The 24,212-nt window shown below is 49.0% G+C and carries 17 protein-coding genes; 10 read left to right on the top strand and 7 right to left on the bottom strand.

Features of this window, described 5'->3' with window-relative positions; all coding sequences use genetic code 11:
* The first annotated feature begins 13 nt into the window (after positions 1-13).
* Complete coding sequence (locus M0415_RS14455) at positions 14-1,210, top strand: MFS transporter (RefSeq protein ID WP_249556270.1); 1,197 nt, start codon at positions 14-16, stop codon at positions 1,208-1,210.
* Positions 1,211-1,275: 65 nt separating this feature from the next.
* Here the strand turns inward: M0415_RS14455 and M0415_RS14450 are convergent, their stop codons facing one another.
* From M0415_RS14450 to uvrA, 6 genes are all read right to left on the bottom strand, one after another.
* A complete protein-coding gene (locus tag M0415_RS14450; protein ID WP_249556269.1) occupies positions 1,276-1,647 on the bottom strand; it encodes a hypothetical protein in 372 nt (123 codons plus the stop codon).
* A gap of 67 nt (positions 1,648-1,714) precedes the next feature.
* Positions 1,715-1,870, bottom strand: coding sequence for a hypothetical protein (locus M0415_RS14445; RefSeq protein ID WP_249556268.1), 156 nt, complete (start codon positions 1,868-1,870; stop codon positions 1,715-1,717).
* Between the two features lie 168 nt (positions 1,871-2,038).
* Positions 2,039-3,898: a DEAD/DEAH box helicase gene (locus M0415_RS14440; protein ID WP_011718375.1), complete on the bottom strand. Its 1,860-nt coding sequence runs from the start codon at positions 3,896-3,898 to the stop codon at positions 2,039-2,041.
* A 197-nt stretch (positions 3,899-4,095) separates the two neighbouring features.
* Positions 4,096-5,136 (bottom strand): M28 family peptidase, encoded by a 1,041-nt coding sequence (locus M0415_RS14435; protein ID WP_249556267.1) that lies wholly within the window; start codon positions 5,134-5,136, stop codon positions 4,096-4,098.
* 83 nt (positions 5,137-5,219) lie between these two features.
* A complete protein-coding gene (locus M0415_RS14430; RefSeq protein ID WP_249556266.1) occupies positions 5,220-5,558 on the bottom strand; it encodes a hypothetical protein in 339 nt (112 codons plus the stop codon).
* 112 nt (positions 5,559-5,670) lie between these two features.
* Positions 5,671-8,523: an excinuclease ABC subunit UvrA gene (gene uvrA, locus M0415_RS14425; RefSeq protein WP_109287683.1), complete on the bottom strand. Its 2,853-nt coding sequence runs from the start codon at positions 8,521-8,523 to the stop codon at positions 5,671-5,673.
* A 410-nt stretch (positions 8,524-8,933) separates the two neighbouring features.
* On the opposite strand from uvrA, the gene M0415_RS14420 reads away from it, so the two are divergent.
* The 7 genes from M0415_RS14420 to M0415_RS14390 all read left to right on the top strand — a co-directional run bounded on the left by M0415_RS14420 (position 8,934) and on the right by M0415_RS14390 (position 19,180).
* Complete coding sequence (locus M0415_RS14420) at positions 8,934-10,301, top strand: MFS transporter (protein WP_088210090.1); 1,368 nt, start codon at positions 8,934-8,936, stop codon at positions 10,299-10,301.
* 107 nt (positions 10,302-10,408) lie between these two features.
* Complete coding sequence (gene ssb / locus M0415_RS14415) at positions 10,409-11,104, top strand: single-stranded DNA-binding protein (RefSeq protein WP_249556265.1); 696 nt, start codon at positions 10,409-10,411, stop codon at positions 11,102-11,104.
* A gap of 216 nt (positions 11,105-11,320) precedes the next feature.
* Positions 11,321-11,914: a hypothetical protein gene (locus M0415_RS14410; protein ID WP_086902179.1), complete on the top strand. Its 594-nt coding sequence runs from the start codon at positions 11,321-11,323 to the stop codon at positions 11,912-11,914.
* Between the two features lie 290 nt (positions 11,915-12,204).
* Positions 12,205-15,036 (top strand): M16 family metallopeptidase, encoded by a 2,832-nt coding sequence (locus M0415_RS14405; protein WP_249556264.1) that lies wholly within the window; start codon positions 12,205-12,207, stop codon positions 15,034-15,036.
* A 185-nt stretch (positions 15,037-15,221) separates the two neighbouring features.
* Positions 15,222-16,412: an MFS transporter gene (locus tag M0415_RS14400; protein ID WP_086902177.1), complete on the top strand. Its 1,191-nt coding sequence runs from the start codon at positions 15,222-15,224 to the stop codon at positions 16,410-16,412.
* Positions 16,387-17,352, top strand: coding sequence for an HTH-type transcriptional regulator YidZ (gene yidZ, locus M0415_RS14395; protein ID WP_249556263.1), 966 nt, complete (start codon positions 16,387-16,389; stop codon positions 17,350-17,352). The genes M0415_RS14400 and yidZ overlap by 26 nt, the downstream gene beginning before the upstream one ends.
* A gap of 454 nt (positions 17,353-17,806) precedes the next feature.
* A complete protein-coding gene (locus M0415_RS14390) occupies positions 17,807-19,180 on the top strand; it encodes a DUF4397 domain-containing protein (RefSeq protein ID WP_342190668.1) in 1,374 nt (457 codons plus the stop codon).
* Between the two features lie 74 nt (positions 19,181-19,254).
* Here M0415_RS14390 and M0415_RS14385 read toward each other — a convergent pair whose 3' ends face one another.
* Complete coding sequence (locus M0415_RS14385; RefSeq protein WP_086902174.1) at positions 19,255-20,679, bottom strand: LysM peptidoglycan-binding domain-containing protein; 1,425 nt, start codon at positions 20,677-20,679, stop codon at positions 19,255-19,257.
* A 168-nt stretch (positions 20,680-20,847) separates the two neighbouring features.
* Here M0415_RS14385 and M0415_RS14380 point away from each other — a divergent pair, with 168 nt between their 5' ends.
* Together M0415_RS14380 and M0415_RS14375 are read left to right on the top strand one after the other, a co-directional pair.
* A complete protein-coding gene (locus M0415_RS14380) occupies positions 20,848-22,176 on the top strand; it encodes a leucine-rich repeat-containing protein kinase family protein (RefSeq protein WP_086902173.1) in 1,329 nt (442 codons plus the stop codon).
* A gap of 113 nt (positions 22,177-22,289) precedes the next feature.
* Positions 22,290-24,083: a tetratricopeptide repeat protein gene (locus tag M0415_RS14375; RefSeq protein ID WP_086902172.1), complete on the top strand. Its 1,794-nt coding sequence runs from the start codon at positions 22,290-22,292 to the stop codon at positions 24,081-24,083.
* Positions 24,084-24,212 lie beyond the last annotated feature (129 nt).

Genomic DNA, 24,212 nt, shown 5'->3' with positions numbered 1-24,212 from the left:
GATGGACGCCATCATGCCTTTAGCTTTACTCGCATTGACGCTAAGCGCCTTTGCTATTGGAACAACAGAGTTTGTCATTGTGGGGTTAATTCCCACAATGGCGCAGGATTTACAGGTTTCTCTTCCTTCGGCGGGATTATTAGTGAGCCTCTATGCCCTTGGGGTAGCCGTCGGCGCCCCAGTCTTAACTGCCTTAACGGGGCATTGGAATCGTAAGCATGTATTGTTGGCGGTAATGACACTATTCGTTGCGGGAAATGTGCTCGCATGGCAAGCCCCGAGCTATGAAACTTTGATTGCGGCGAGAGTGATTACAGGCTTAGCCCATGGGGTGTTTTTTTCGATTGGCTCAACCATTGCCACAGGACTGGTACCAAAGGAAAAAGCGGCCAGCGCCATTGCGATTATGTTTACAGGGCTGACCGTCGCACTGGTAACCGGTGTGCCTCTCGGTACTTATATTGGCCAGAGTTTTGGTTGGCAGTCGACCTTTTTAGCCGTTGCTTTGCTTGGCCTTATCGCCCTGATAGGCAGTGCATTCTTAGTGCCGAACAACCTTAAGCAGACCCGTGCAGCCAGTTTACTGACCCAAGCGAAAGTGTTGACTGAGCCAAGGCTGCTGTTGGTATTTGCCATTACAGCAATTGGGTATGGCGGTACTTTTGTTGCCTTTACCTTTCTCGCGCCGATTTTACAGCAGATCAGTGGCTTCGATGCGAGTGCGATAGGGGTGATCATGTTGGTGTATGGTGTCTCGGTTGCCATAGGCAATATCTGGGGCGGTAAGATGGCCGATAACATGGGGCCAATCAAAGCGCTAACTTATATTTTTACTGGGTTAGCCGCTGTGCTGTTTATCTTCCACTTTACGGCATTAAACCCGATTACCGCAGTGTTAACCATACTCGTTTGGGGCGCTTTCGCCTTTGGTAATGTCCCTGGATTACAGGTCTATGTTGTCAAACTGGCTGAAACCTACGCCCCAACCGCAGTAGATGTGGCCTCGGGATTAAATATCGCCGCCTTCAACATAGGGATTGCCTTAGGTGCCTGGGGCGGCGGACTGATTGTCGAGCAGATGGGATTAATGCAAACCCCATTGATTGGTGCGCTAGTGGTGATTGCGGCGCTGCTACTAACTCGCCTGAGTGGCTATTTGGATACTCGAACTGAGGCTGTTGATACGTCAGTCGATGGTGTTAAGCAATAGGTTATCGTTGCAATATGGGTTTGCTGGCCACAGTGCTTGCAAGCCCATTAAAGTATCTAGTGAATCTAATGCCCTGCTGTATTCGTAGTTAAGGCATCTTGTTTATCTTGCTTGAGCCCAAGGCGAATACTGTCGAGCAATGCCACTAACCAGCAGAGCAAAAAGCCATAGAGCAGTTCATTGGCATTGGCCATGGTGGTTTGGGTTTGCTCGGTAATTTCGGCGGATATCACCCCGACATCTAGGGGTAAGGTGCCGTTTTGGATCTCTAAGGCGATCACTTGCGCCACTTGATAGATTTGCATAAGCAACAGCATCAGGCTGATGACAGCTAAGCCGAAAAACACCAGCGCCGAACGTTTATGTTTAAGGTAAAAGTGGCCGCTGCCGGGGGCGACAAAGGCGGATAACAGGCCAGCGGTGAGGGCTTTTTTCATCGAAATACACTAATTGCGTTGCTAAAGACTAAGCCGACACTAATAGACCTATTGGCTTAAGTGCAAGTTAATTTGCCATGGCGACTAACATTCCAATAAAGCCTGCAAACAGAGTACAACCGACCAGCACCATGATTAATAAGGTTTTATCTTCGCTGCATGACTTAGCTAGCTCGGGCAGTGATGAGATAAATGGGTAAATGATCAGCGCTAAAAAATCCATTTAGTGTCCTTAAGTTAGGCATCCATCGACTGACTATACCTGTTCGAAATATCAACTGGCCAGTGAAGTTTGAGCGGGAGCGATTTTAAGACAACAAAAAAGGAGCCTAGGCTCCTTTTTTAATGCGTTTGTTTAAATCTGCTTAACCTAACGGCTTAGGTTTGGCGATTACTCTTCGCGTGGTTTACGTGGTCTACGCTCGCCTGCAGGCTTGTCCGAACGTGGTTTGCGGTCAGCAAACGGCTTGTCACCAGAGGCTGAACGTGGTTTACGCTCGCCCATTGGACGGTCACCACGTGGACGACGGTCGCTACGTGCGCCACGGCCAGAGTCTACGAAAACTTGATCGCCAGCTTCACGGATGTTCAGTGGCTTGCCACATACGCGCACTTTCTTCAGGTGCTGCAGCACTTCTTTTGGCATGCCGTCTGGCAGGTCAACGGTAGTCACTGCGTCGTATAACTGGATAGCACCGATGTAACGGCTGTCGATGTTAGCTTCGTTTGCGATGGCGCCAACGATGTTGCCCACACCCACGCCATTGTCACGACCCACGTCGATAACATAACGGCACATCTTCAGATCTGGATTGTCTTTTAACGCTTCTGCAGAGCCTAAGCTTGCTGGCATTGGACGCGATTCACGGCTACGACGTTCACCGCGCTCGCCACGTTCAGCACCACGTTCACTGCGCTCATCACGAGTACGTTCTTGAATCGCTGGTAATTGCAGTGGGCGTTCTTGCTGAACCTGGTGCAGTAGGGCTGCGGCCAGCAGATCGGTATCCACTTCCAGTTGTTGACATAACTGGGCAACGGCTTCGCGCATAAAGTCCAGATCTTGTGTCATGGTTTGCGCTAACTGCTCACCTAAGCGAGACAGACGACGCTCTGCAACCGTCTCTGGGCTTGGCACTTTCATTGGCGAAATACGGCTGTTAGTTGCGCGCTCGATGGTGCGCAGCATACGCATTTCACGGCTGGTCACGAACAGAATCGCCATACCCGTACGACCAGCACGGCCAGTACGACCGATACGGTGTACGTAAGCTTCAGTATCGTAAGGGATATCGTAGTTCACTACGTGGCCGATACGCTCAACGTCTAGACCACGGGCCGCAACGTCGGTCGCGATCAGAATGTCTAACTTACCGCTTTTCAGCTGTTCAACCGCACGCTCACGGGCTTGCTGGTTCATATCACCGTGCAGTGGTGATGAAGCGTAGCCGCGGGCTTCGAGTTTTTCTGCTAATTCAACGCATGAGTTACGGGTACGAACGAAGATGATGATACCTTCGGTATTTTCAACTTCTAATACGCGTACTAGGGCTTCTAACTTGTTGTGCTGAGACACTTGCACGAAACGTTGCTCGATAGAGTCAACAGTGGTGTGGCTCGCAGCGATGCTGATGTTAGTCGCATCTTTTAAATGCTTGTTAGCAACACGCTTGATTTGTTCTGGCATAGTGGCCGAGAACAGTGCAAGTTGGCGTTGTTCTGGCGTGTGTTCCAGAATCCATTCGATATCGTCGATAAAGCCCATTTTTAACATTTCGTCGGCTTCGTCGAGTACCAGCGCTTGCAGGGTTTCCAGCTTTAAGGTGCCACGGCGCATATGGTCCATAACACGGCCCGGGGTACCCACGATAACCTGTGGACCACGCTTCAGGGCGTTTAATTGCTGATGCATGCTCTGACCGCCATAGATTGGCAGTACATGGAAACCTTTCATAAATTTCGCGTAGCTGCTGAAAGCTTCTGCTACTTGCACCGCTAATTCGCGGGTTGGCGCTAATACTAAGATTTGTGGAACAGCTTGGCTGGTCACTTTGTTGAGCAGGGGCAGGGCGAAGGCGCCAGTTTTACCTGTACCTGTTTGTGCCTGACCTAAAATATCTTTGCCAGCCATTAATGGGTCGATACTGGCTGATTGGATTGGCGTTGGGTTTTCGTAACCTAGCTCGTCAAGAGCACGCAACAAATTCTCGGACAAGCCGAGTTCACGGAAAGTTCTTTCACTGGATGACATTGGGTTGTAGCCTTGTGGATGCGCCCGGATTGGCGCTTAAGTTTCACAGACAGAAAATCAACCCCGTGTCGATTTCCCGCACCGAAAACGCCAGATTATAGCAGCATTTTAGCCGCTTTACCAAGTGACTCTCGGATAAATACAGGGTTTTGCGTGGATTTTTTTGCCAAAACTGAGCAAGAAACGCGCCACTTCGATTAATTTTTCAAAAAGTCGCCATTGAGTCGTAGGATTTCGAAGGCGGATTCCGTTACCGCCGCGAGAAACACATAATCCAAAGTGTCGGGGGGATCTTCGGGGGTATGGTATTGCGGATGAGTCGGGACGCCAAAATAGAGCCAAGGGATCTTAGCTTTATGGAAAGGATAATGATCCGAGGCTCTCAGCCAATCTGTGCTCTGGATGCTTCGTCCCACGGGTTTGGGATGGCTTAACTTAATGCAGAGGCGATTATTCGCGTTAAGCATCGACCTAAATTGCGAAAATTGATAGAAGTTGCGGCTACCCTCGAGGTAAATGGCGTAGGGGCGGCTCGGGTGGCCAATCATATCGAGATTGAGCATCAGTTCAAATTGCGCCTCGGTCATGCGCTGCTTGAGTTGCTCGACGAGGGCCGTACTGCCAAACAGCCCTGGCTCTTCGGCATCGGTCGCGACAAACATTAAGTTAATGTTGGGCAGCGAATCGGGGGCGGCGCTTAGTTGCGCTTGCCAGTGGGCGGCGAGGGCCAACAGGGCGGCAACACCTGAGGCGTTATCATCGGCGCCATGGTAAATCTTGCTGCCACTCATGCCGAGATGATCGTAGTGAGCCACCACAATGCGCCATCGATTCGTGGGTTGGCGTGCGGGGACTAACGCCACCATATTGCTTCCCGTCTCTTGGCTAAAAAGCGTGGCATATTCGAAGGGTACCTCGAAAGTATCTCCCCAAGGATTGAGCCCAAGTTGTTGATACTGGCTGTGCAGATAGTCGCGTGTCTTGGCGGCGCCTTCGGTTTGGGTTTTACGCCCCATCAATTCCGCGGCGCTGAGTGTTGTTACTGTTTGCTTAAGATCGTCTGGTTCGGCCCAACTCAATCGAATCGCCTCAGGTGAGCAAGTGTATTCGGCGGGTTGATTGGAACAGGCGGCAAGGCTTAAACACAAACTAAGGATAAACAAGCGCAATAAGCTCAAGCCTATGCGGTGAGACTGGGGGCTAATGATTGCTATGAATGGGTGCGCCAAATTGCCCATGGCTATCCTTAAGATTGGCAATAGGATGATCAATCCTAAGCCTAACAGGGATTTGGCTTGGCTGCATGGGCCGTAATGCTGAATCAGTCTAAGACGCGGATCTCGGGGGAGAGTGTCGCTTCTTGATGGCGGCTTAAATGAAAGTGCTCCAAGCCAGAGACCAAATGGGTTCGTGAGCAAATAGTAACTTGGGCATTTTTGGTGAGTCCGCCTTGATCTAAAGTGGTGATCCGGCCATCGGGCAAGGCGAGCAGGCTACTATTGGCTGAGCTGTCTAACACTGTCACCTTTAAACGTGTGGGTTGACCGATAAGCGGATCGACAGCGGCAATAACCAGCGCCACAAGCGTTAACCCCAAGCAGGCAATCAGCAATACATTAGCGCGACTTAAGCTCGTCAAACTCGGGCGATGCGTTGGCACAATGTTCTCCTCGATTGAAAACGGCGAATGGCCGACCTAGGATGGTTCTATACAGCAATAGGGTGTAATCACTGCGCCTTGGTGATGCCCAAGGCGCTGTTGACACTTAACATTATGACTGCTTGGCTAGCTTAGCATCCCGCTCCAGTAGCGGCTTTAAGAAGCGCGCGGTATGGGATGTCGGATGCTGCGCCACATCTTCTGGCGTACCAGTTGCTAGGATAGTACCGCCACCGCCGCCGCCTTCAGGGCCTAAGTCGATAATCCAGTCTGCGGTTTTAATCACATCCAAGTTATGCTCAATCACCACGATAGTATTGCCGTGGGATTTGAGGCGATGCAGTACATCGAGCAGCAATTGGATATCGGCAAAGTGTAAGCCCGTTGTCGGTTCATCCAGAATATACAAGGTCTTACCCGTATCGCGCTTAGAGAGTTCCTTCGCCAGTTTCACCCGCTGGGCTTCACCGCCCGACAGTGTGGTCGCGCTCTGGCCTAAACGCACGTAGGACAAACCTACATCCATCAGGGTTTGCAGTTTACGGGCAATGGCTGGCACGGCATCGAAAAACTCCCGCGCATCTTCCACTGTCATTTGCAGCACTTCGTGGATGTTCTTACCTTTGTAGCGCACCTCTAAGGTTTCGCGGTTATAGCGCTTACCCTTACAGGCGTCGCAGGGCACATACACATCGGGCAGGAAGTGCATTTCGACCTTAATTAAGCCATCGCCTTGGCAGGCCTCACAGCGACCGCCTTTCACGTTAAAGGAGAAACGGCCCACTTGATAACCGCGGGTACGGGATTCCTGCGTTGCGGCAAAAATCTCCCTGATAGGCGTAAAGATGCCAGTATAAGTGGCGGGGTTAGAGCGCGGTGTGCGGCCAATCGGGCTTTGGTCGATATCGACCACTTTATCGCATTGCTCCATGCCGACGATGCGATCGTAGGGCGCGGGCTCATCGACTGTGGCGCCGTTGAGTTGCTTATGGGCAATTCTAAAGAAGGTATCGTTAATCAGCGTCGATTTACCCGAGCCCGATACCCCGGTCACGCAGGTGAACAGGCCTACCGGAACCGTTAAGTCGACATTGCGCAGGTTATTGCCGCGGGCGCCATAAAGCTCAATCACTTGTTTGGGATCATAAGGCGTACGTGGGGTGCTGATATGGATATTGCGTTTGCCCGAAATATATTGCCCAGTGACGGACTCGTCGCAGGCGACAATTTTCTCGATCGGACCATCGCAAATCACTTCGCCGCCGTGTACACCTGCGCCGGGGCCGATATCGATAATATGATCCGCGATGCGAATCGCATCTTCATCATGCTCCACCACGATCACTGTGTTACCTAAGTCCCGCAGGTGGATTAAGGTCTGCAATAACCGCTCGTTATCCCGTTGGTGCAAGCCGATAGAAGGCTCATCGAGCACATACATCACGCCGACGAGTCCAGCGCCGATTTGGCTGGCGAGGCGAATACGCTGCGCTTCACCGCCTGAAAGGGTTTCTGCCGAGCGTGACAGGCTTAAATAGTTAAGGCCGACGTTAACGAGGAAGCCTAAGCGATCGCGTACTTCCTTTAGTACCTTCTCGGCGATCTGTGCCTTTTGGCCGCTGAATTCGAGCTTGTCGAAGTATTCGAGGGCTTCACCTATCGACCAAACGGTAAGTTTCGGCAGGTTAAGATCGCCAATAAACACGTTACGGGCTTCTTCACGTAGGCGCGAGCCGCCACAGCTTTGGCAGGCCTGAGTGTTGATAAACTTGGCTAATTCTTCGCGCACCGCGTTACTTTCGGTCTCGCGGTAGCGCCGGTCCATATTATTTAAGATGCCTTCAAAGGGGTGATTACGCACCACCACATCACCACGGTCGTTGATGTATTTAAAGGCGATGCTGTCTTTGCCTGAGCCGTAGAGGACGATTTTTCTCACCTTATCCGACAGCTGTTCGAAGGGGACTTCGACATCGAACTTATAGTGGTCGGCGAGCGAACTCAGCATCTGGAAGTAATAGAAGTTACGTCTATCCCAGCCGCGAATCGCGCCGCCCGCAAGGGATAGCTCAGGATTAGTGATCACTCTGTCGGGGTCGAAAAATTGTTGTACCCCTAAACCATCACAGGTGGGGCAAGCGCCGGCCGGGTTGTTAAAGGAGAAAATCCGTGGCTCAAGCTCGGCCATTGAATAACCGCAGTGCGGACAGGCGAAGTTAGCCGAGAAAATTAACTCTTCCGTTGCGCCTTCATCCATGCTGGCGACCACGGCAATCCCGCCGGAGAGCTCGAGCGCGGTTTCAAAGGATTCGGCGAGACGTTGCTGAATATCGCTGCGGACTTTAAAGCGATCGACCACCACTTCGATGGTGTGCTTAACGTGTAAGTCGAGTGCGGGTGGATCGGTTAGGTCACAGACTTCGCCGTCGATTCGGGCGCGGATATAACCCTGCGCCGATAAGCCCTCGAGTAATTTTACGTGCTCACCCTTACGACCGTTGACCACGGGCGCCAGCAGCATTAAGCGACTGTCTTCGGGCATTTCTAACACTTTATCGACCATCTGGCTCACGGTTTGCGCCGCGAGTGGTTGGCCGTGAGTCGGGCAGCGTGGTTCGCCCACGCGGGCAAACAACAGACGCAGATAGTCGTAAATTTCGGTAATCGTCCCGACGGTGGAGCGCGGGTTATGGGACGTCGATTTTTGTTCGATGGAAATTGCCGGGCTCAAGCCTTCGATATGGTCGACATCGGGCTTTTCCATCAAGCTTAAGAATTGGCGGGCATAGGCAGAAAGAGACTCAACGTAACGTCGTTGGCCTTCGGCATATAAAGTATCAAATGCTAGGGAAGATTTGCCTGAACCCGATAACCCTGTGATAACGATTAACTTATCCCTTGGGATAGTCAGGTTGATATTTTTGAGATTGTGGGTCCGTGCGCCGCGTATTTCAATCTTATCCATCTATCGCTCAAGTCTTATGCTTAAAAAAATGAGCCTAAGTATCGCACAGTTCGGCGGCCGAGTTTAGTCGATTCTGTGATCTTGCTGACATGCCGATTGGGCGCGGTTGTAGGGCTGGTATTGCTGATAAAAGGTGATGCAGTTAGCGGATTAACTAAGATTAATCCGTCTATCGGCTTTGAACTTACCCAAGTTCTGTAAGCATCGAGTTAACTATTTGTAGCCAATGGGCTTTTAGATAAGCCTTAAAAATAAAGGCCTAAGCGTACGCTAAGGTGCGCGCATCAGCATTGGCGCGGGGCAAAATCCACTGTTTTACACTCTTGGCGTGGGCGGTTTTTCCTTTTGAGCAAACGCTTTTGGGTGTGTTAACATGCGCCCCCTAAAAGACTTCAATCCAGGGCAAAATCATGGGTAACAACGGACTTTCAGGAACCGAGAAAAAAGTCGCGTTTTCTTTAGCCAGCGTATTTGGTTTACGTATGATGGGCTTGTTTATGATCATGCCCGTCTTTGCACTCTATGGTCAGCATTTAGAAGGTTTTTCTCCCCTTTGGGTGGGGATTGCCATTGGTGCCTATGGTTTGACTCAGGCCGTTTTGCAGATCCCTATGGGGATTTTATCCGACAAGTATGGTCGTAAACCTGTCATCCTCGCTGGCCTGGTATTGTTCGCCATCGGCAGCTTAATTGCCGCCAATGCCGATACCATTTACGGCGTGGTATTTGGCCGCGCCGTGCAAGGTATGGGGGCGATTGCCGCCGCCGTGTTGGCCTTAGCGGCGGATTTAACCCGAGATGAACAGCGCACTAAGGTGATGGCCATTATCGGCATGTGTATCGGCGGCTCCTTTGCCCTGTCGTTACTCGTCGGCCCGATTGTGGCGCAGCATTTAGGCTTATCGGGTTTATTCCTGCTAACCGCAGGCCTTGCGGTACTTGGCATGTTGATTGTGCAGCTATTAGTGCCGAATCCGATTTCCCATGCACCTAAGGGCGATACCTTAGCGGCGCCCGCCAAGCTCAAGCGTATGTTGACCGATCCACAGCTGTTTAGGCTCGATGCGGGGATCTTTATTCTGCATTTAGTATTAACCGCAGTGTTTGTCGCCTTGCCACTCGATTTAGTCGATGCGGGTCTGGTGAAAGAAAAACATTGGATGCTGTATTTCCCCGCGTTTGTGGGCGCCTTCTTCTTGATGGTGCCGTTAATCATCATCGGGGTGAAGCGTAAGAATACTAAGGCGATGTTCCAAATTGCTTTAGTGATCATGATGTTTGCCCTTGCGGCCATGGCGATTTTTGCCAACAACCTCTGGGTATTGAGCGTGGCCGTGCTGCTGTTTTTTACCGGCTTTAACTACCTAGAGGCGTCGCTGCCGAGTTTGATTGCGAAATTCTGCCCAGTAGGTGAAAAAGGCTCGGCCATGGGGGTCTATTCGACCAGCCAATTCTTAGGCGCCTTCTGTGGCGGTATGCTTGGCGGCGGTGCGTTCCAATTAGTCGGCGCCGTGGGCGTGTTTATCGTCGCGCTGGTATTGATGGGCGTTTGGTTATTATTGACCCTAGGAATGAAAAATCCTGTGCTGCTAAAGAGTTACACCTTAGAGGCCGAAGTGAAAGACAAGGCCCAAGCGCGGGATATGGCGTCGCAGCTGTCACAATTGATGGGTGTGGTCGAAGCGATTGTGGTGCTAGACGAGAAAGTTGCTTATCTCAAAGTTGACGAGCATTTCGATTTAAGAGAAGCCCGAGCTGTGTTAGGCTCTGCTCAATAATATGTGTTATTGCCGCGAGTTTTAGGGAAGCGGATTTTCCCTTGCGGCAACAATTATAAACAACATACTGAATTAATAGATTATTTAAAGAATCGCAGGAGATTTCAATGGCCAGTCGTGGTGTTAACAAGGTAATTTTGGTTGGCAATTTGGGACAAGATCCAGAAGTACGTTACATGCCAAACGGTAACGCAGTCGCTAACATCACAGTAGCGACCAGCGAATCGTGGAAAGACCAACAAGGTCAACAGCAAGAGCGTACTGAATGGCACCGTGTGGTTCTGTTTGGCAAGTTGGCTGAAATTACGGGTGAGTACCTGCGTAAAGGTTCACAGGTTTACCTCGAAGGTAAACTGCAGACGCGTAAGTGGAAAGACCAAAGCGGTCAAGATCGTTACAGCACTGAAGTGGTTATCGACCAAAGCGGTAGCATGCAAATGTTAGGCGGCCGTAACCAAGGTCAAGGCCAAGGTGCACCTATGGGTGGCATGCAACAAAACGCGGGTTACCAAGCGGCTCCGGCTCAAACTGCGCCAGCGCAAAACCAATACGCGCCAGCACAGCAAAGTTACCAAGCACCTGCACAGCAGCCACAATCTGGCTACAATCAGCAGCCTGCTCAGCAAAGCTATGGCCAGCAACAGCAATCCCATGCTCAGCCACAGCAAAGTGGTTATGCGCCTAAGCCTGCTGCACCAGCCTATCAAGCACCAGCGGCACCTGCACAACGTCCAGCGCCACAGCCACAACAAAACTTCACTCCAGATTTGGATGATGGTTGGGACGACGATATCCCGTTCTAGCGTTTACCTGAGACATTTTTCGTAAAGAATTACATCTAAGCCCTTATTTTAAGGGCTTTTTTGTTTGTATATGGCTTGTCTGTCCTTGAATAATTTTCTTTATGTAGTTGTTAACAGTTGTTGCGGTTTAGGGTAGATTGTTTTGGTCAACTAAAGGGCTTGAACTTTTGAAAAAAATTAACGTTATGACGACTACTAAAAGAAAGGAATTCTTCCATGGAAGATGTAATAAGTCAGGAAAGTAATCCATTAAAAAGTGATGAAAAACAAATAACAGTAGATAGCAATATTCAGAGAATTCCACTGTTTCACGTTTCTCTTGCTAAATTGACAATTATGTTTGTTGCCACCTTTGGTCTATATCAAATTTATTGGTTTTATAAGCAATGGCAGGCATTAAAAGAGTACTATGATTTAGATGCATGGCCTATTGCTCGATGCATTTTTACGGTATTTTTTACACACTCTTTGTTCGTTTATGTTAATGAATATATTAAAGAAGATAATAGAAGCTATCGTTGGAATCATTCAGCATTAGCGACAGCTTACGTTTTACTTATCGTAGTCTCTAGTATTCTTAATAAAATTGAAGTTTTACCAACATTTTTTATTTTAATTTCTATTTTTATACCTTTAGCAGTTTTGTATCCATTGTATGAAGCTCAAAAAGCAATTAACTTTGCGCTTGAACCTTTAGACTATGAGGATAATTCAAGTTTAACTTGGTTGAATTGGATCTGGATTGCTCTTTTTGGTTTCTATTGGGCTATGGTTATCTATGCATTAACTGTGTTAGTCAGACTTGCTTAATTTAGAATAAAACAGGCTTTAATTAAGCCTGTTCTGAATTGCCAATGTGTGGCAGTGTGACAGAGGAATATTTTTATAAAGTTAACAACGAGTTTTCCCTCATATACTTTCAAGCTCTAATATTATTTTTTCTTATTGATTCATGGTTTTGATATTTTTGGTACGGTGTAAGGTATTGATTTTGTGACTTAAAGCATTTTAGAGGCTATAGTAAAAAGTCAATTTATCAGTACTGAGGTAAGCATTTTCTCCGGTTAATGAACCCAATTGGGGGGAGAAAATGAATTTTTATGAATAATTTCAAGCGAATCCAGTTTAAACACCTGTGGCTATGGCTGCTATTTATCAGCGTGGCCTTCCCCTTAAGGGCGGTTGAAGCGCCGCTGTGGCCTGAGTCGGCCGATTTACCCTTAAGTCCGCGAGTACACACAGGCACCCTAGCTAATGGGTTGCACTACCTGTTGGTAAATAACAAAACCCCTGAACAGGCGGTTATCGTCCGTATGCGGGTAGATGTAGGCTCTGTGATGGAAACGGATGCCGAGCAAGGTCTAGTGCATTTTTTAGAGCATATGGCATTTAATGGTTCTACCGGACTCGCGGCGGGGGAGATGATCCCGACCTTACAACGCTTAGGTTTAAGTTTTGGGGCCGATACCAATGCGGTGACTGAATTCCAGCAGACGGTTTATCAGTTTAATTTACCGAGCAATAGCCAAGATAAAGTCGATACTGCTTTGTTTTTAATGCGCGAAATCGCCAGTAATCTGTTGCTGGATCCCGCCCTTATCGAGCGTGAAAAGGCGGTGGTCTTGTCTGAACTGCGTGAGCGAAGTAGCGCCGATTTAGAAAACTATCGCCATCAGTTAACCTTTTTAATGCCGCAAACCTTGCTGTCGCAGCGCTTTCCCGTGGGAGAGGCGACGAGCATTCAAAATGCGAATCGTGACAAGTTATTGTCCCTCTATCAGCGTTTTTATACGCCATCCCGCACCACCTTAATTGTGGTGGGGGATATTGATGTCGGTCGTCTCGAGCACAAGATCAAACAGCAATTTACCGACTGGCAAGCCGCGCCGCAGGCTGCTGGGGTGAAGGCACAATCCATAGGCACGGTACAGGCTCAAACCGCTGTTGAGGCGGCGGCATTTTTTGACCCAAGCCTGCAAACCTCGGTTTCCCTCGGGCTGTTAAAACCACAAATCCCTAAGCCAGATACGATTGCGCTGCGTGAGCAGGAGATTTTATTAGAGGTTGCCCATGGTATTTTGTATCGCCGCCTAGAATCACAGTTGCTGCACAGCCAAGGCTTATACGGCGTAAGCTTACAAATCGGCCCGCAATACGATATTGCCTACGGCACGCAAATGACCTTGGGGACGCAGGAAAACAACTGGCAGCAGGGAATTGCGTTATTAGAGCAAACCCTGCGTCAGGCGCTGGAATTTGGTTTTAGCCAACAGGAAATTGATCAGCAACTTAAACGAATGCACAAGGGCTATCAGCTCAGTGCCGCTGGCAGTAACACCATCCACAGTGTCAATATTGCCGAAAGCCTAGTGAATACAGTGGCGAGCCGACGTGTGCCAGTGGAGCCCGCATGGCAATTGGCGCTGTTTGAAAAGCTGATGCCAAGTATCACGCCGCAAAAACTGCAGCAGTCGTTTAAACAGGCTTGGGAAGGGATACCTTATCTGTATCTCACCAATAGCAAACCCATTGAAAATGTTGAAAAACAACTCTTAGCCGCCTACAACGCGAGCCGAAAGCAAGCCGTAAAAGTACCCGAAACCAAGAGCATTGCCGAGTTTGCCTATAGCCAATTTGGTGAGCCGGGACAGATTGTTGCCGATCAGCGCGATGCCGCAACTGGGATCCGTAAGCTAGAGTTTGCTAACGGTGTACGCCTCAATGTAAAACCTACCCCCTTTAATCAGGGGATGACGCTGGTAAGTCTCAATATCGGTTTTGGCGAGGTGCCATTCCCTGAGCTAGATGGTTTGTCTTACCTGTTTAATAGCGCCTTTGTGCAGGGCGGTTTAGGGCTGCACGATTGGGACAGTTTGCAGGATATTTTTGCTGGGCAAGATATCTCGGTGGGCTTGAGTCTGCGTGAACAGAGTTTTGGCGGCGAGATCAGCACCAATGCTGCCGAACTTCGCACCCAATTAGGCGTGCTAACGGCTTACCTAGTCGAGCCCGGGATGGATCAACAGGCCGAGCAGTTATTCCGTGAGCAAGTGATTGCTGAGCAGCAGAGCATTCATAGCAATCCGCAACTGGAGTTTTCGAATCAGTTTGCCCGTATTGCTCACAATGGCGACAAACGTTATGGCTACGGTAATCCTGATGAAATCCTCAAGCGGCAGTTTGCTGAACTCGCGCCTAGCTTCCATTCTGCCGTTCAGCAGGGGGCGATTGAGCTGGCGATTGTTGGGGATTTTGATGAAGACAAAGCTATTGCTGAGGTTGCACAAACCCTAGGAGCCATTGCGCGACAGCCGATCCCTAAGGGGCAGACGATTGTGCCTGTGTTTCCCAAAGTGCCGGCACAAATGAGCCTGACCCATTATGGTCAAGTCGATATGGCGGCGCTAGCGCAGGTATGGCCGACGACGGATATGAGCAATCCCCGTGAGCTGGTGGGTTTAGGTTTGCTCGAGCAGGTACTAAACATCCTACTCACTGAAAATGTTCGCGAAAAAGCCGGTGCGAGTTATTCACCCTCGGCATTTTCATACAGTGACTTAAACCCAACGGGTTATGGTTATCTTGGCTTATTTAGCGTGACAACTAAGACCATGTTGCCAGAGGTGGCTAAGTATTACGCCGCTGCAGTTAAGCAGGTTAAAACGCCTTCGGGGATCAGTGAGGATTTACTCGATCGGGCTCGCCAACCTGTGTTGGAATGGATGCATATGGCGCCGCAAAGCAATAACTTTTGGTTAGATTTGGCCTCAACCGCCCAAAGCCAACCGGAGCGTTTTGCGGGCTTTAACCAACGATTGGCACTGGTACAGCAAATAACCCCCGCCGAGTTAAACCAATTGGCGCAGAAATACCTCAAAGATGATAAGCGTTTAACCATCGAAACCTTACCTGTACCCATCATGGCTCAGTGAGCGATTAAATCATAATCCCTTTGAAGATCTGCCTCCTGTGATACTCGTGTCACAGGAGATTTGGTTTATTGATCATTGCAATACCTCTCGGTCGCAATTGGAAATCGCTGTTGTCGAAAATGCCACTCACGTTTAAGCCTCGCTCACATTAGGCTAAACGCAACTTTTTGCAGGGTGTTCATGTCATGTTTCGATATCTTTTATGTTGCTTTGGTTTGGTCCTAATGTACCCGACAGGGATAGATATGTACTTGGTGGGATTGCCACAAATTGCCAATCAACTTGGGGCGACTGAGGCGCAGCTGCACATTGCGTTTTCTGTGTATCTTGCGGGCATGGCGACGACTATGCTGTTTGCGGGCAGTTTAGCCGATAGGATTGGGCGTAAACCTATCACGCTCTTTGGTGCCTTACTGTTTGCGTTAGCTTCCTATTTTGCGGCGCGCTCGCAAAGCAGTGACCTGTTTTTAGTCGCTCGCTTTGTGCAAGGAGTCGGGGCGGGGTGTTGTTATGTTGTCGCGTTTGCGATTTTGCGTGATGTCTTAGACGATAAGCGTCGCGCTAAAGTGCTCTCAATGGTGAATGGCGTGACCTGTATTATCCCGGTGATCGCGCCTGTAATTGGGCATTTGATCATGCTTAGGTTTCCGTGGCCGAGTTTGTTTTACACTATGGCGGTAATGGGATTACTGGTGTTTGGACTATGCCTGTTCGTCTTGCGTGAGACTTATTCTAAAGCGTCATTTCACAGTCAAACTTTGCCTAGAATGCAAACTGAATCCTTTAAACAAGGCTTTTTTATCAGCCGCGTGGTTATAACGACCTTAGGCGTAACCACGATTTTAAGCTATGTGAATGTGTCCCCCATGCTGATTATGGGGCAGATGGGGTTTGACCGAGGCCAATATTCCAACACTATGGCGATGACTGCATTGGTAAGCATGCTGGCCTCATTTTCGACGCCCTTTTTGCTCAATCAGTTTAAAGAAAAATCGCTAATTTTGTTCTCTCAGACATTATTTGCCGCAGCAGCGCTGGTGTTCATCTTGACCCAATTGGGCTGGCTGGGTCAGTTATTCAATCTGCTCGGTTTTGGTTTGGTATGTTCAGGGTTTGCGATTGGATTTGGGGTGACCATGAGTCAGGCGCTCAGCCCATTTGTGGCGAGGGCTGGGGTGGCTAGCTCATTACTGGGGATAGCCCAAGTCTGTACTTCGGCCTTGTATATTTGGGTGATGGGGCTACTCGAAGTGAGTGCGATTAATATATTATTAGTTATCCTCACCGTTGGAGCGCTGATAAGTATCACGCTAATGTTAGCTGTGCCTAAATTGTCGGAAATGGTAGCGAATGAGCAAATCCCTGAGTCGGCTTGACCTCAATCTGTTGTTTACTTTTCAGTTGTTATCGCAGGAGCGGAGCGTATCTAAGGCCGCCAAAAAGCTCAATGTGACGCCATCGACCGTTAGTAAATCGTTGGCGAAGTTGCGCGATTGGTTTGACGATCCGTTATTCATTAAAACGCCTCAAGGATTGCAGCTCACGCCATTAGCCCAAAGCATGGAGCAGGACTTAGCCGATTGGTTGCAAATGGGCAAACAGCTCATGGGTAAGCGCGGGGATGATATGGCGAAAGGGCTTAGCTTCGAGCTGATGCTTGAGTCTCCTTTGTCGCTCATTATGCTTAATCAATTAACGCAGACCATTTACCAGCACTACCCTGATGCAAAAGTGAAGGTGCGTAATTGGGATTATGATTCACTCGAGGCCATTATTCGCGGTGAGGCCGATTTGGGGTTTACTGGCCGAGAGAGTCATCCACGCTCCAGGGAATCCCTTGATTTACTGCCTTATTTTATTGATTTTGAGGTTTTATTTACCGATCTCCCTCGGGTGTACTTACGCCGCGATCATCCCGCCTTGCAAGAAGAGTGGAACATAGACACTTTTCTTAAATATCCGCATATCAATATCTTGTGGGAAAAGAGTGAAACCTGGGCCTTGGATGATGTACTTATCGAACTTGGGTTAACTCGCAATATAGTGCTGACCTTAGCCAGTTTTGAGCAGTCACTGTTTGTCGCGGCAGAGCCTCACCACAGCATGATGGCGGTAGCGCCGCAATATTGTGAGCAATATGCTCGTCAATTACACCCTGATTTAGTGAGTCGCCCGATCCCGATAAGTGGCGAATATCTTGATAAACTCGCCATTCCTTTTACCTTAATTTGGCATAAGAGAAACAGCCATAATCCCAAAATCACTTGGCTGCTAAACAGGATAAAAGCCATTTTTCAGCCACAGACGCAGGATTAAAGCTGATATTTACCGTGTTTACTTTATTGTGCAATGTCTAACTGCGGGCACAAAGGTTGTTTGGAGAGCATTGGTTGTTGGTGCCGCTGACGGGGATAAATTCTATCTCGGCATGCAGCAGGCGTTTATAGATATCAATATCGAAAGTTCGCCGACGGCCCTGATTGGTCGATTAAATATTGCTCAATAGTGGCTAGCATCACAGCATATTCAATTCACATGCTGAAATAACATAGGTACATCAGACGATACCGCCTTTGTCTTCAATCTTATTTGTATCAATTAAACGCCTAAAAAATGTGATTTGTATCAACTTCGGTGTTGTTATTGAAATGTTTGTTAAGTTATTGAGTTTGTGAAATATTTGTTTTTGTTTTGAGTGGAAATTGCCATTGTTGTCATTGTATAACTGCGTAGACTGAACTGAATTTTTTGTCTGCTAATGAGGGATACGATGCTTAACAATAAACTAAAAGGATTCGCGGTTTTGACTTTCGCCTGTTTGGGCGTGAACGCTTGTGGTGGCTCCGATAATAAAAAGGATGAGGACACCTCGAAGACCGATACCTATGTGCAATTTTACAATGCTTCGGCTGGAAGTACGGCTACCGCACTGAAGATTGGTGATAAAACCTATGAGAGCGTGAGCTACGCCGATGCGATGCCAAGGTTCACTTCAACGCCAGGCGTCAGTGCCGTCGAGGTGATGGGTAAAGATGCATCGAACAAAGATATCTCGCTCTATAAAGAGGATATCGATTTAAAAACCGCGACAGACCATTTCTTTGTCTTGCATGGGGATTTTGCCTCGCCATCGCTGCTGAATATTAATTACTCCCGCACTGAGTTAGATAAGCAAAACGCCGAAGCGGACAAGAGTAAAATGCAATTATTGATCGCCCATACGGCGATGAATGCGCCCGCCTACGATGCCTATATTGCCAAAGCCGATCAAAGCTTTGCCGATGCGGTGATGCTTGGCAGTGTCTCCTACGGTGAGGTCTCAACCCCGCAGATTTTGGACACTGGGGATTACAAGGTTTACCTCGCTCCCGCGGGAACCACTAATGTGAGCTACACCACAGCAAGCATTAACTTTAAGACTAAGGTGCCCTATAAGTTGATTTTAAGGGAAAGCTTTGGTGCTTCGAATGCCAAAATCAGCTTAGATAGCGTCGATTCGACCACCAATGTGCGTAACCATGTTGCCCTTGAAAGCAGCGTCGATTTTAGGGTATTCAATGGCTTGGCAATGCACAATGTCGATGTCAAAGTCGTGAGTAATAAACAAGAAGCCCTGTTTAGCAATGTGGCTCCCTTTGGCGTGACGGCTTATCAAGGCGCTGAGTTTAATGACTTTGGCGTGAGCGTGTTTGACCATACTAGCCAAGCTAAACTGCTTGATAATGTGCTGATTACCCTTAATCAGGACGATATCAAAACCATCTTCATCTACGAGCAAACTACCGAAGAAGGTAGCCAAGTGAAGGCGATGGAGATGAAACAAACGCAAACGCCGAGTCCCTACAGCTTTAAGTTTGATATCGTCAGTTTTGCCGACAAGAGTAACCTGACGTTGTACTTCTTAAAAGCGAACGACACTATTGAAACTGCAAGCTATAAGATCAGTGCGGTTAATCCAACGGCGCCGCAGTCCTTAGTGGTGCCAAAAGGTGAGTATTCCATCAAGGTGATCGCGGTGGAAAATGGCACTAAAACCGTAGTTTATGCTTCAGAGATGATGGATTTTAATAACGAAGATAATGTCACTATGGTGCTGAACAAGGACGCTTCAACCAGCTTTGGCTATAATCTCGTTAAGCTTTAATCGCTTAGGCTGGTTCAATAGATTGGGCAATAAAAAAGCACTACCAAGGTAGTGCTTTTTCGTATTATGCGGCGTTATTCCGACAGTTTTAGCTCTTGGCCAGGCTTAATAATGCTCTTGGCATTCAGCTGGTTCCACTTCATTAAATCCGCGAGTTTCACTTTGTTTTTACGCGCGATTTTATCTAACGAGTCACCGGACTTCACCTTGTATGTGCTGGCTTTCGCCGCTGGCTTATCTGCGGTTTTACTGCTGGTTTTAGCCTTAGCCGATTGAGACGTTGTTTGAGCTTTGCTCTGTTTTGGTGTTTCGGTCGAGGCGTTATCCTCGCTGCTCATTGGCGTTAACAGGGTTAACTCTTGGCCGATTTTAATTCTATCGGAGCTGAGGTTATTTGCCTGTTTTAACTCTTTGACTGAGATATCAAATTTTGCGGCAATTGTGCCTAGGCTATCGCCGGATTTCACAATATAGCTTTGGCTGTCGTAATGTTTTTGCGCGGACAGCTGATGCTGATTCTCTTGGTATTGGCCGATGTTTTCAATCGGTAGGGCGATTTGATATTTGCCCTTACTTGGGATCACGCTTTGGCGATAACCAGGGTTATAGGTTTTAAACTCCGCCTTAGTGAGTCCCGCGGCATTGGCGATTTGGCTGAGTTCAACGCCGTTAGGTGCAGGTAAACGCTCCAAAAATGGGCGGTTGGCAATCGGCATTACTTTGAGATTGTAATGGCTAGGTGCGCGGATAATTTGAATAAAGGCCAGCCATTTAGGTACGGTTTGCACTTGGCGAGCAGGAATATTCAGCGACCAGAAATCCGTGGGTTTGCCTTTAGCTTTGTTTCTATCGATAGCGGCTTTGATCACTAGCTCGCCGCTGTTATAACCCGCAACGGCGTTGATCCAGTCGTTACCTAAGGTGTCGTGCAAGTGCTGTAAATAGTCGAGCACGGCATCGGTCGAGGCCAGCGCATCTTTACGGCCATCGTAGGCCGAGTTGATGGTCAGGCCAAAATTACGTCCCGTCGCAGGGATCATTTGCCAGAGTCCGGCGGGGCCATTTGCCTGAGCGAGCGGGTTATAACCACTCTCAACAATCGGCAGGAGTGCCAGTTCGAGCGGCATGTTGCGGGCTTCGAGTTGGCTGACAATATAGTATAAAAATGGCTCGGCGCGCTGGGTCACCTGAGTCATAAACTTTTGCTTATCATCGAAAAAGTTACGCTGTTTGCGGACTTCGGCATCGTCATGCACATCAATGGTGCGGGCGTGTTGAATTTTTTCCCACACATCGGCGTAACGCTCGTCGATAACTTCCGTTTCAACATGCTGAGGTTGTGCTGTCTCTTCACTATTGCCCTTGGCGTCTGGCATGGTTGCAGCGTATTCCGTAGGCGAAGTTTGCGCCGACGTGGTTGCGCAGCCGCTGAGCTGGCCCATCAAGATGGCGACCACGAGCGCAGCTAAGGCATGGGGTTGGCGAAAGGTTTTCCGCATGATTGTCCTGTAATCTGTGATGACTTGGTATTCCATGATTTGGCACATGCTAATCTGTTTTCGCATTTGTGAATAGCTTTGCTTAAAATTTGACCGCATTAGTTACGTTTAGCTTTGGCGCTAAATACGCTAAGATAGCGGCGGTTTTTTATTGCAGTGGATGAGAGAGTGCAGACGTTAGCGCAGTTAAAAGCGGGACAATTAAAAGGGATTACTCGTTTACAATTGGTTGAAAACTTAACCGAGTTTCCGCGGGAGATCTTCGATTTAGCCGATACGCTCGAGATCCTCGACTTATCCAATAACCAGCTCAGTTCACTGCCCGACGATTTACCTCGCTTAGCCCATTTGAAGATTTTGTTTGCTTCCAATAACCGCTTTGAAGTGCTGCCCGAAGTATTAGGTCAGTGCCCCAAACTGGAGATGATTGGCTTTAAGGCGAATCAAATTCGTTCGGTTCCTGAGGCGTCATTGCCCTTGCATACCCGCTGGTTGATCTTAACGGATAACCAAATAACCGCCTTGCCCGAACGTATGGGGCAATTGTATCGCCTGCAAAAATTAGCCTTAGCGGGCAATCGGTTAACCTCGCTGCCAGCATCCATGGCCCAATGCCATAACCTAGAGCTAGTGCGTTTGTCGGCAAATGCTTTAGCCGCGCTGCCGAATTGGTTGCTTAAGCTGCCTAAACTCACTTGGCTGGCGTTTGCGGGCAATCCCTTTAGCCATACGCTAGTCGACCCCCATGCCGATGTGGCTAGTGTGCCCAATGTGTCATTAGCGGATATCGCCCTCGGTGTTAAATTGGGTGAGGGCGCCTCGGGTATTATTTATCAGGGGCGTTGGTTAAATCCTGTGATGGTTGCCGCCACGGGGACTGAGCAGATTGCGGTTAAGCTATTTAAGGGCGAGGTGACCAGTGACGGTTACCCTGCCGATGAGTTGGATTGTTGTTTAACCACGGGCGAGCATCCAAATCTCATCAAGGTCTTAGCGCATATCAGCCAGAAGGATCAGCTAGGGCTAGTGATGGCGTTAATTCCCCAAGGATTTTCTAACTTAGGCTTACCGCCCTCCCTCGAAACCTGCACCCGCGATACCTTTAAGGCGGGCACAGAATTCAGCCTTAAGGGCATAGTTAAGATAGCCTTGCAGTTGGCCGAGACTCTCGCGCATATGCACGCCCAGCAAATCAGCCATGGGGATGTGTATGCGCACAATATGATGATTAATCCGCAGATGGCGCTATTGTTCGGTGACTTTGGTGCTGCTTCAAACTTGGCCAAGCTATCCCAATCAGAGCGAGAGGCTATGGAGGCCATAGAGGTGCGGGCTCTAGGTTGTTTGATTGATGATTTGTTGCCCTTCGCCAATCGTTTTGAGGACGAGGGGCTGCACGCACAGCTGCTGCAGTTAAAAGAGCAATGTATGCAGGCCGACTTCGCCAGTCGCCCACGTTTTAGTGAGGCGGCCAAGGCATTAGCGGCACTGAGCTAAGCTCACACGGGCATTATGCCTAAAACAACAAGGGTGGTTCCATTGGTGAAAACCGATGTAGAGACATTAAAGCAAGGGCGATGGTATCTCATCAGCAATGGAGAGCTGGCATTATGAGGTTGGTTCCTAAAGTAGCAGTGCTCGCGCTGGGCCTGAGCCTCATCTTGAGTTTAAGCCTAATGAACTCTGCGCCAGCTTGGGCGGGCTGGTGGGATAACCTGTGGCTACAGGAGTTACCCGTTGACCAAACTAAGCCGCCAAAGACTGCGCAACGCTTCGAGTTTACGGGAACCTTACCCGCCCACACCCAGCTCGAATTAGTTGGTTATTACACTTCCTCTACATGTACCCGCAAAGAAATCCGTTTCCCAAATGGTGATATTGCCAACCCCTATCGCGCCACGCTGAATAAGAGTTCGGTTCTGCGACAATCCCTCGATACGACCGACAATGCCAAACCTTTCAACCTGACGTTAGCCCTGCAAGGGGGCGGAGATTGCGATTGGCAATTAGAGGATTTAGTCCTCGACCTTACCTTGCAGCCAAGTCATCCCATTTGGCAAAAGGTTAAGTCATTAAAAGATGACTATTTACATACGTCACCGCTATTAACGTCGAGCGAACCTGCGACTAAAGCCTCGCCCCATGATGGCTTTTATTTGAGTCAGGCACTGACTATCGAGCCCGTGCTTGCTGGCAGCGAAGAAGATACCAATCTGGTTGCGGCGTTGCCGCTTAGCCTCAATCCCGTGTATTACCCTGTGGTGATTTACAGCCCCAAGACCGACAGCCCCTTTGAGGTAAAGCTTAAGAGTAATCTGCAATCGAGCAGCCGTTTATGGTCAAGCGCGGCGACACAAATGGTGCGATTCGATAAACAGCCAGTGCTGCGGGTGCAGTTTAATCCTGAAATTCTGCCAGATTATCAAGTGAATGTGTGGCGTCAGCCTGAGCATATCTCCGTCCATTATCCCGATGGCACAGAGTATCGTTATCCGCGCGGGGACGTTCATCTGTATGCCTATGGTAAGCCTGAATCTATGCTCAATACCTTAAGTGAGAGTAGCAAGGCCGAAGATAAGCGATTGTTAGCACACATCTATTGGGCAGGTCATGCGCTGGCGAAGGATGAAGAAAAAGCGCGCAAATACTACCGAGAGGCGGCCGAGGGCGATGACTTGATTGCGATTCAGTGGATGCAATCACAGGCAGCCTATGCGGGCGAGGTTGAGCTGAGCCGTTATTGGCTACAACGCGCGGCAAGGCTTGGGGATGTCGAGGCCACATTGGAACTGATTCGTCAGCCATTTGAGACCATACTGCAAGGTAAACCGAATACGGCCGAGGCGAAAAGCGTCCAAGCCAGCGCTTGGGAGCAGTTAAATCAGTTGGTTAATCAAGGTGTTCCCGAGGCCATGAGTATGATGGCGCTGTACCAAGCATTGCCTTGGTCGCCCTACCATGATGCAACGGCAGCATTAACTCACTATCGTATGAGTGTGCAGGCTGATCCGGCCTTAGCCCATAGCGCCGCCAGTGATTACTATTATTTGCTCGAGGATTTTGAACAAAGCCAAGAGTTTTGGCAGATTGCCGCCGAGCGGGATTTGTATGCTGCCGCAGAATATGCGGATATTCTGTTAAAACCCGACACGCGTGATGCGCACCAAGCGCGCATCTGGCTCGAAAAAGTGGTTTCGCAGGGTGATAAACAAGGCATGCAGCGGGATGTGTTGGGGCGTGCCTATTTTCAGCTTGCGAGCCTACTCGATACGGGCGAAGGTGGCAGCGTTGAGCCAGAGCGCGCCCTTGCGCTCTATCAGCACAGCATTGAACTGGCTAAATCCTTTACGAATGATTACGAAGCTAAGGCCAAGGCAAGAGTACAAGCGCTTGAAAAGCTTTGAGAGTCATGCCAGTTTTAGTGTTTGAACTTGGGATAGTCTAGCCCTATCGTGGCTATGATTATCGATTTATCCCCATATCCAACTATGCCTGAAATGGCTGCTAACCAGCAGTGAAGACCGCCTTGTTAG

The organism is Shewanella sp. 10B (assembly GCF_023475885.1).
Taxonomy (GTDB): domain Bacteria; phylum Pseudomonadota; class Gammaproteobacteria; order Enterobacterales; family Shewanellaceae; genus Shewanella; species Shewanella mangrovisoli.
This window is presented reverse-complemented; position numbering and strand designations above follow the sequence as displayed.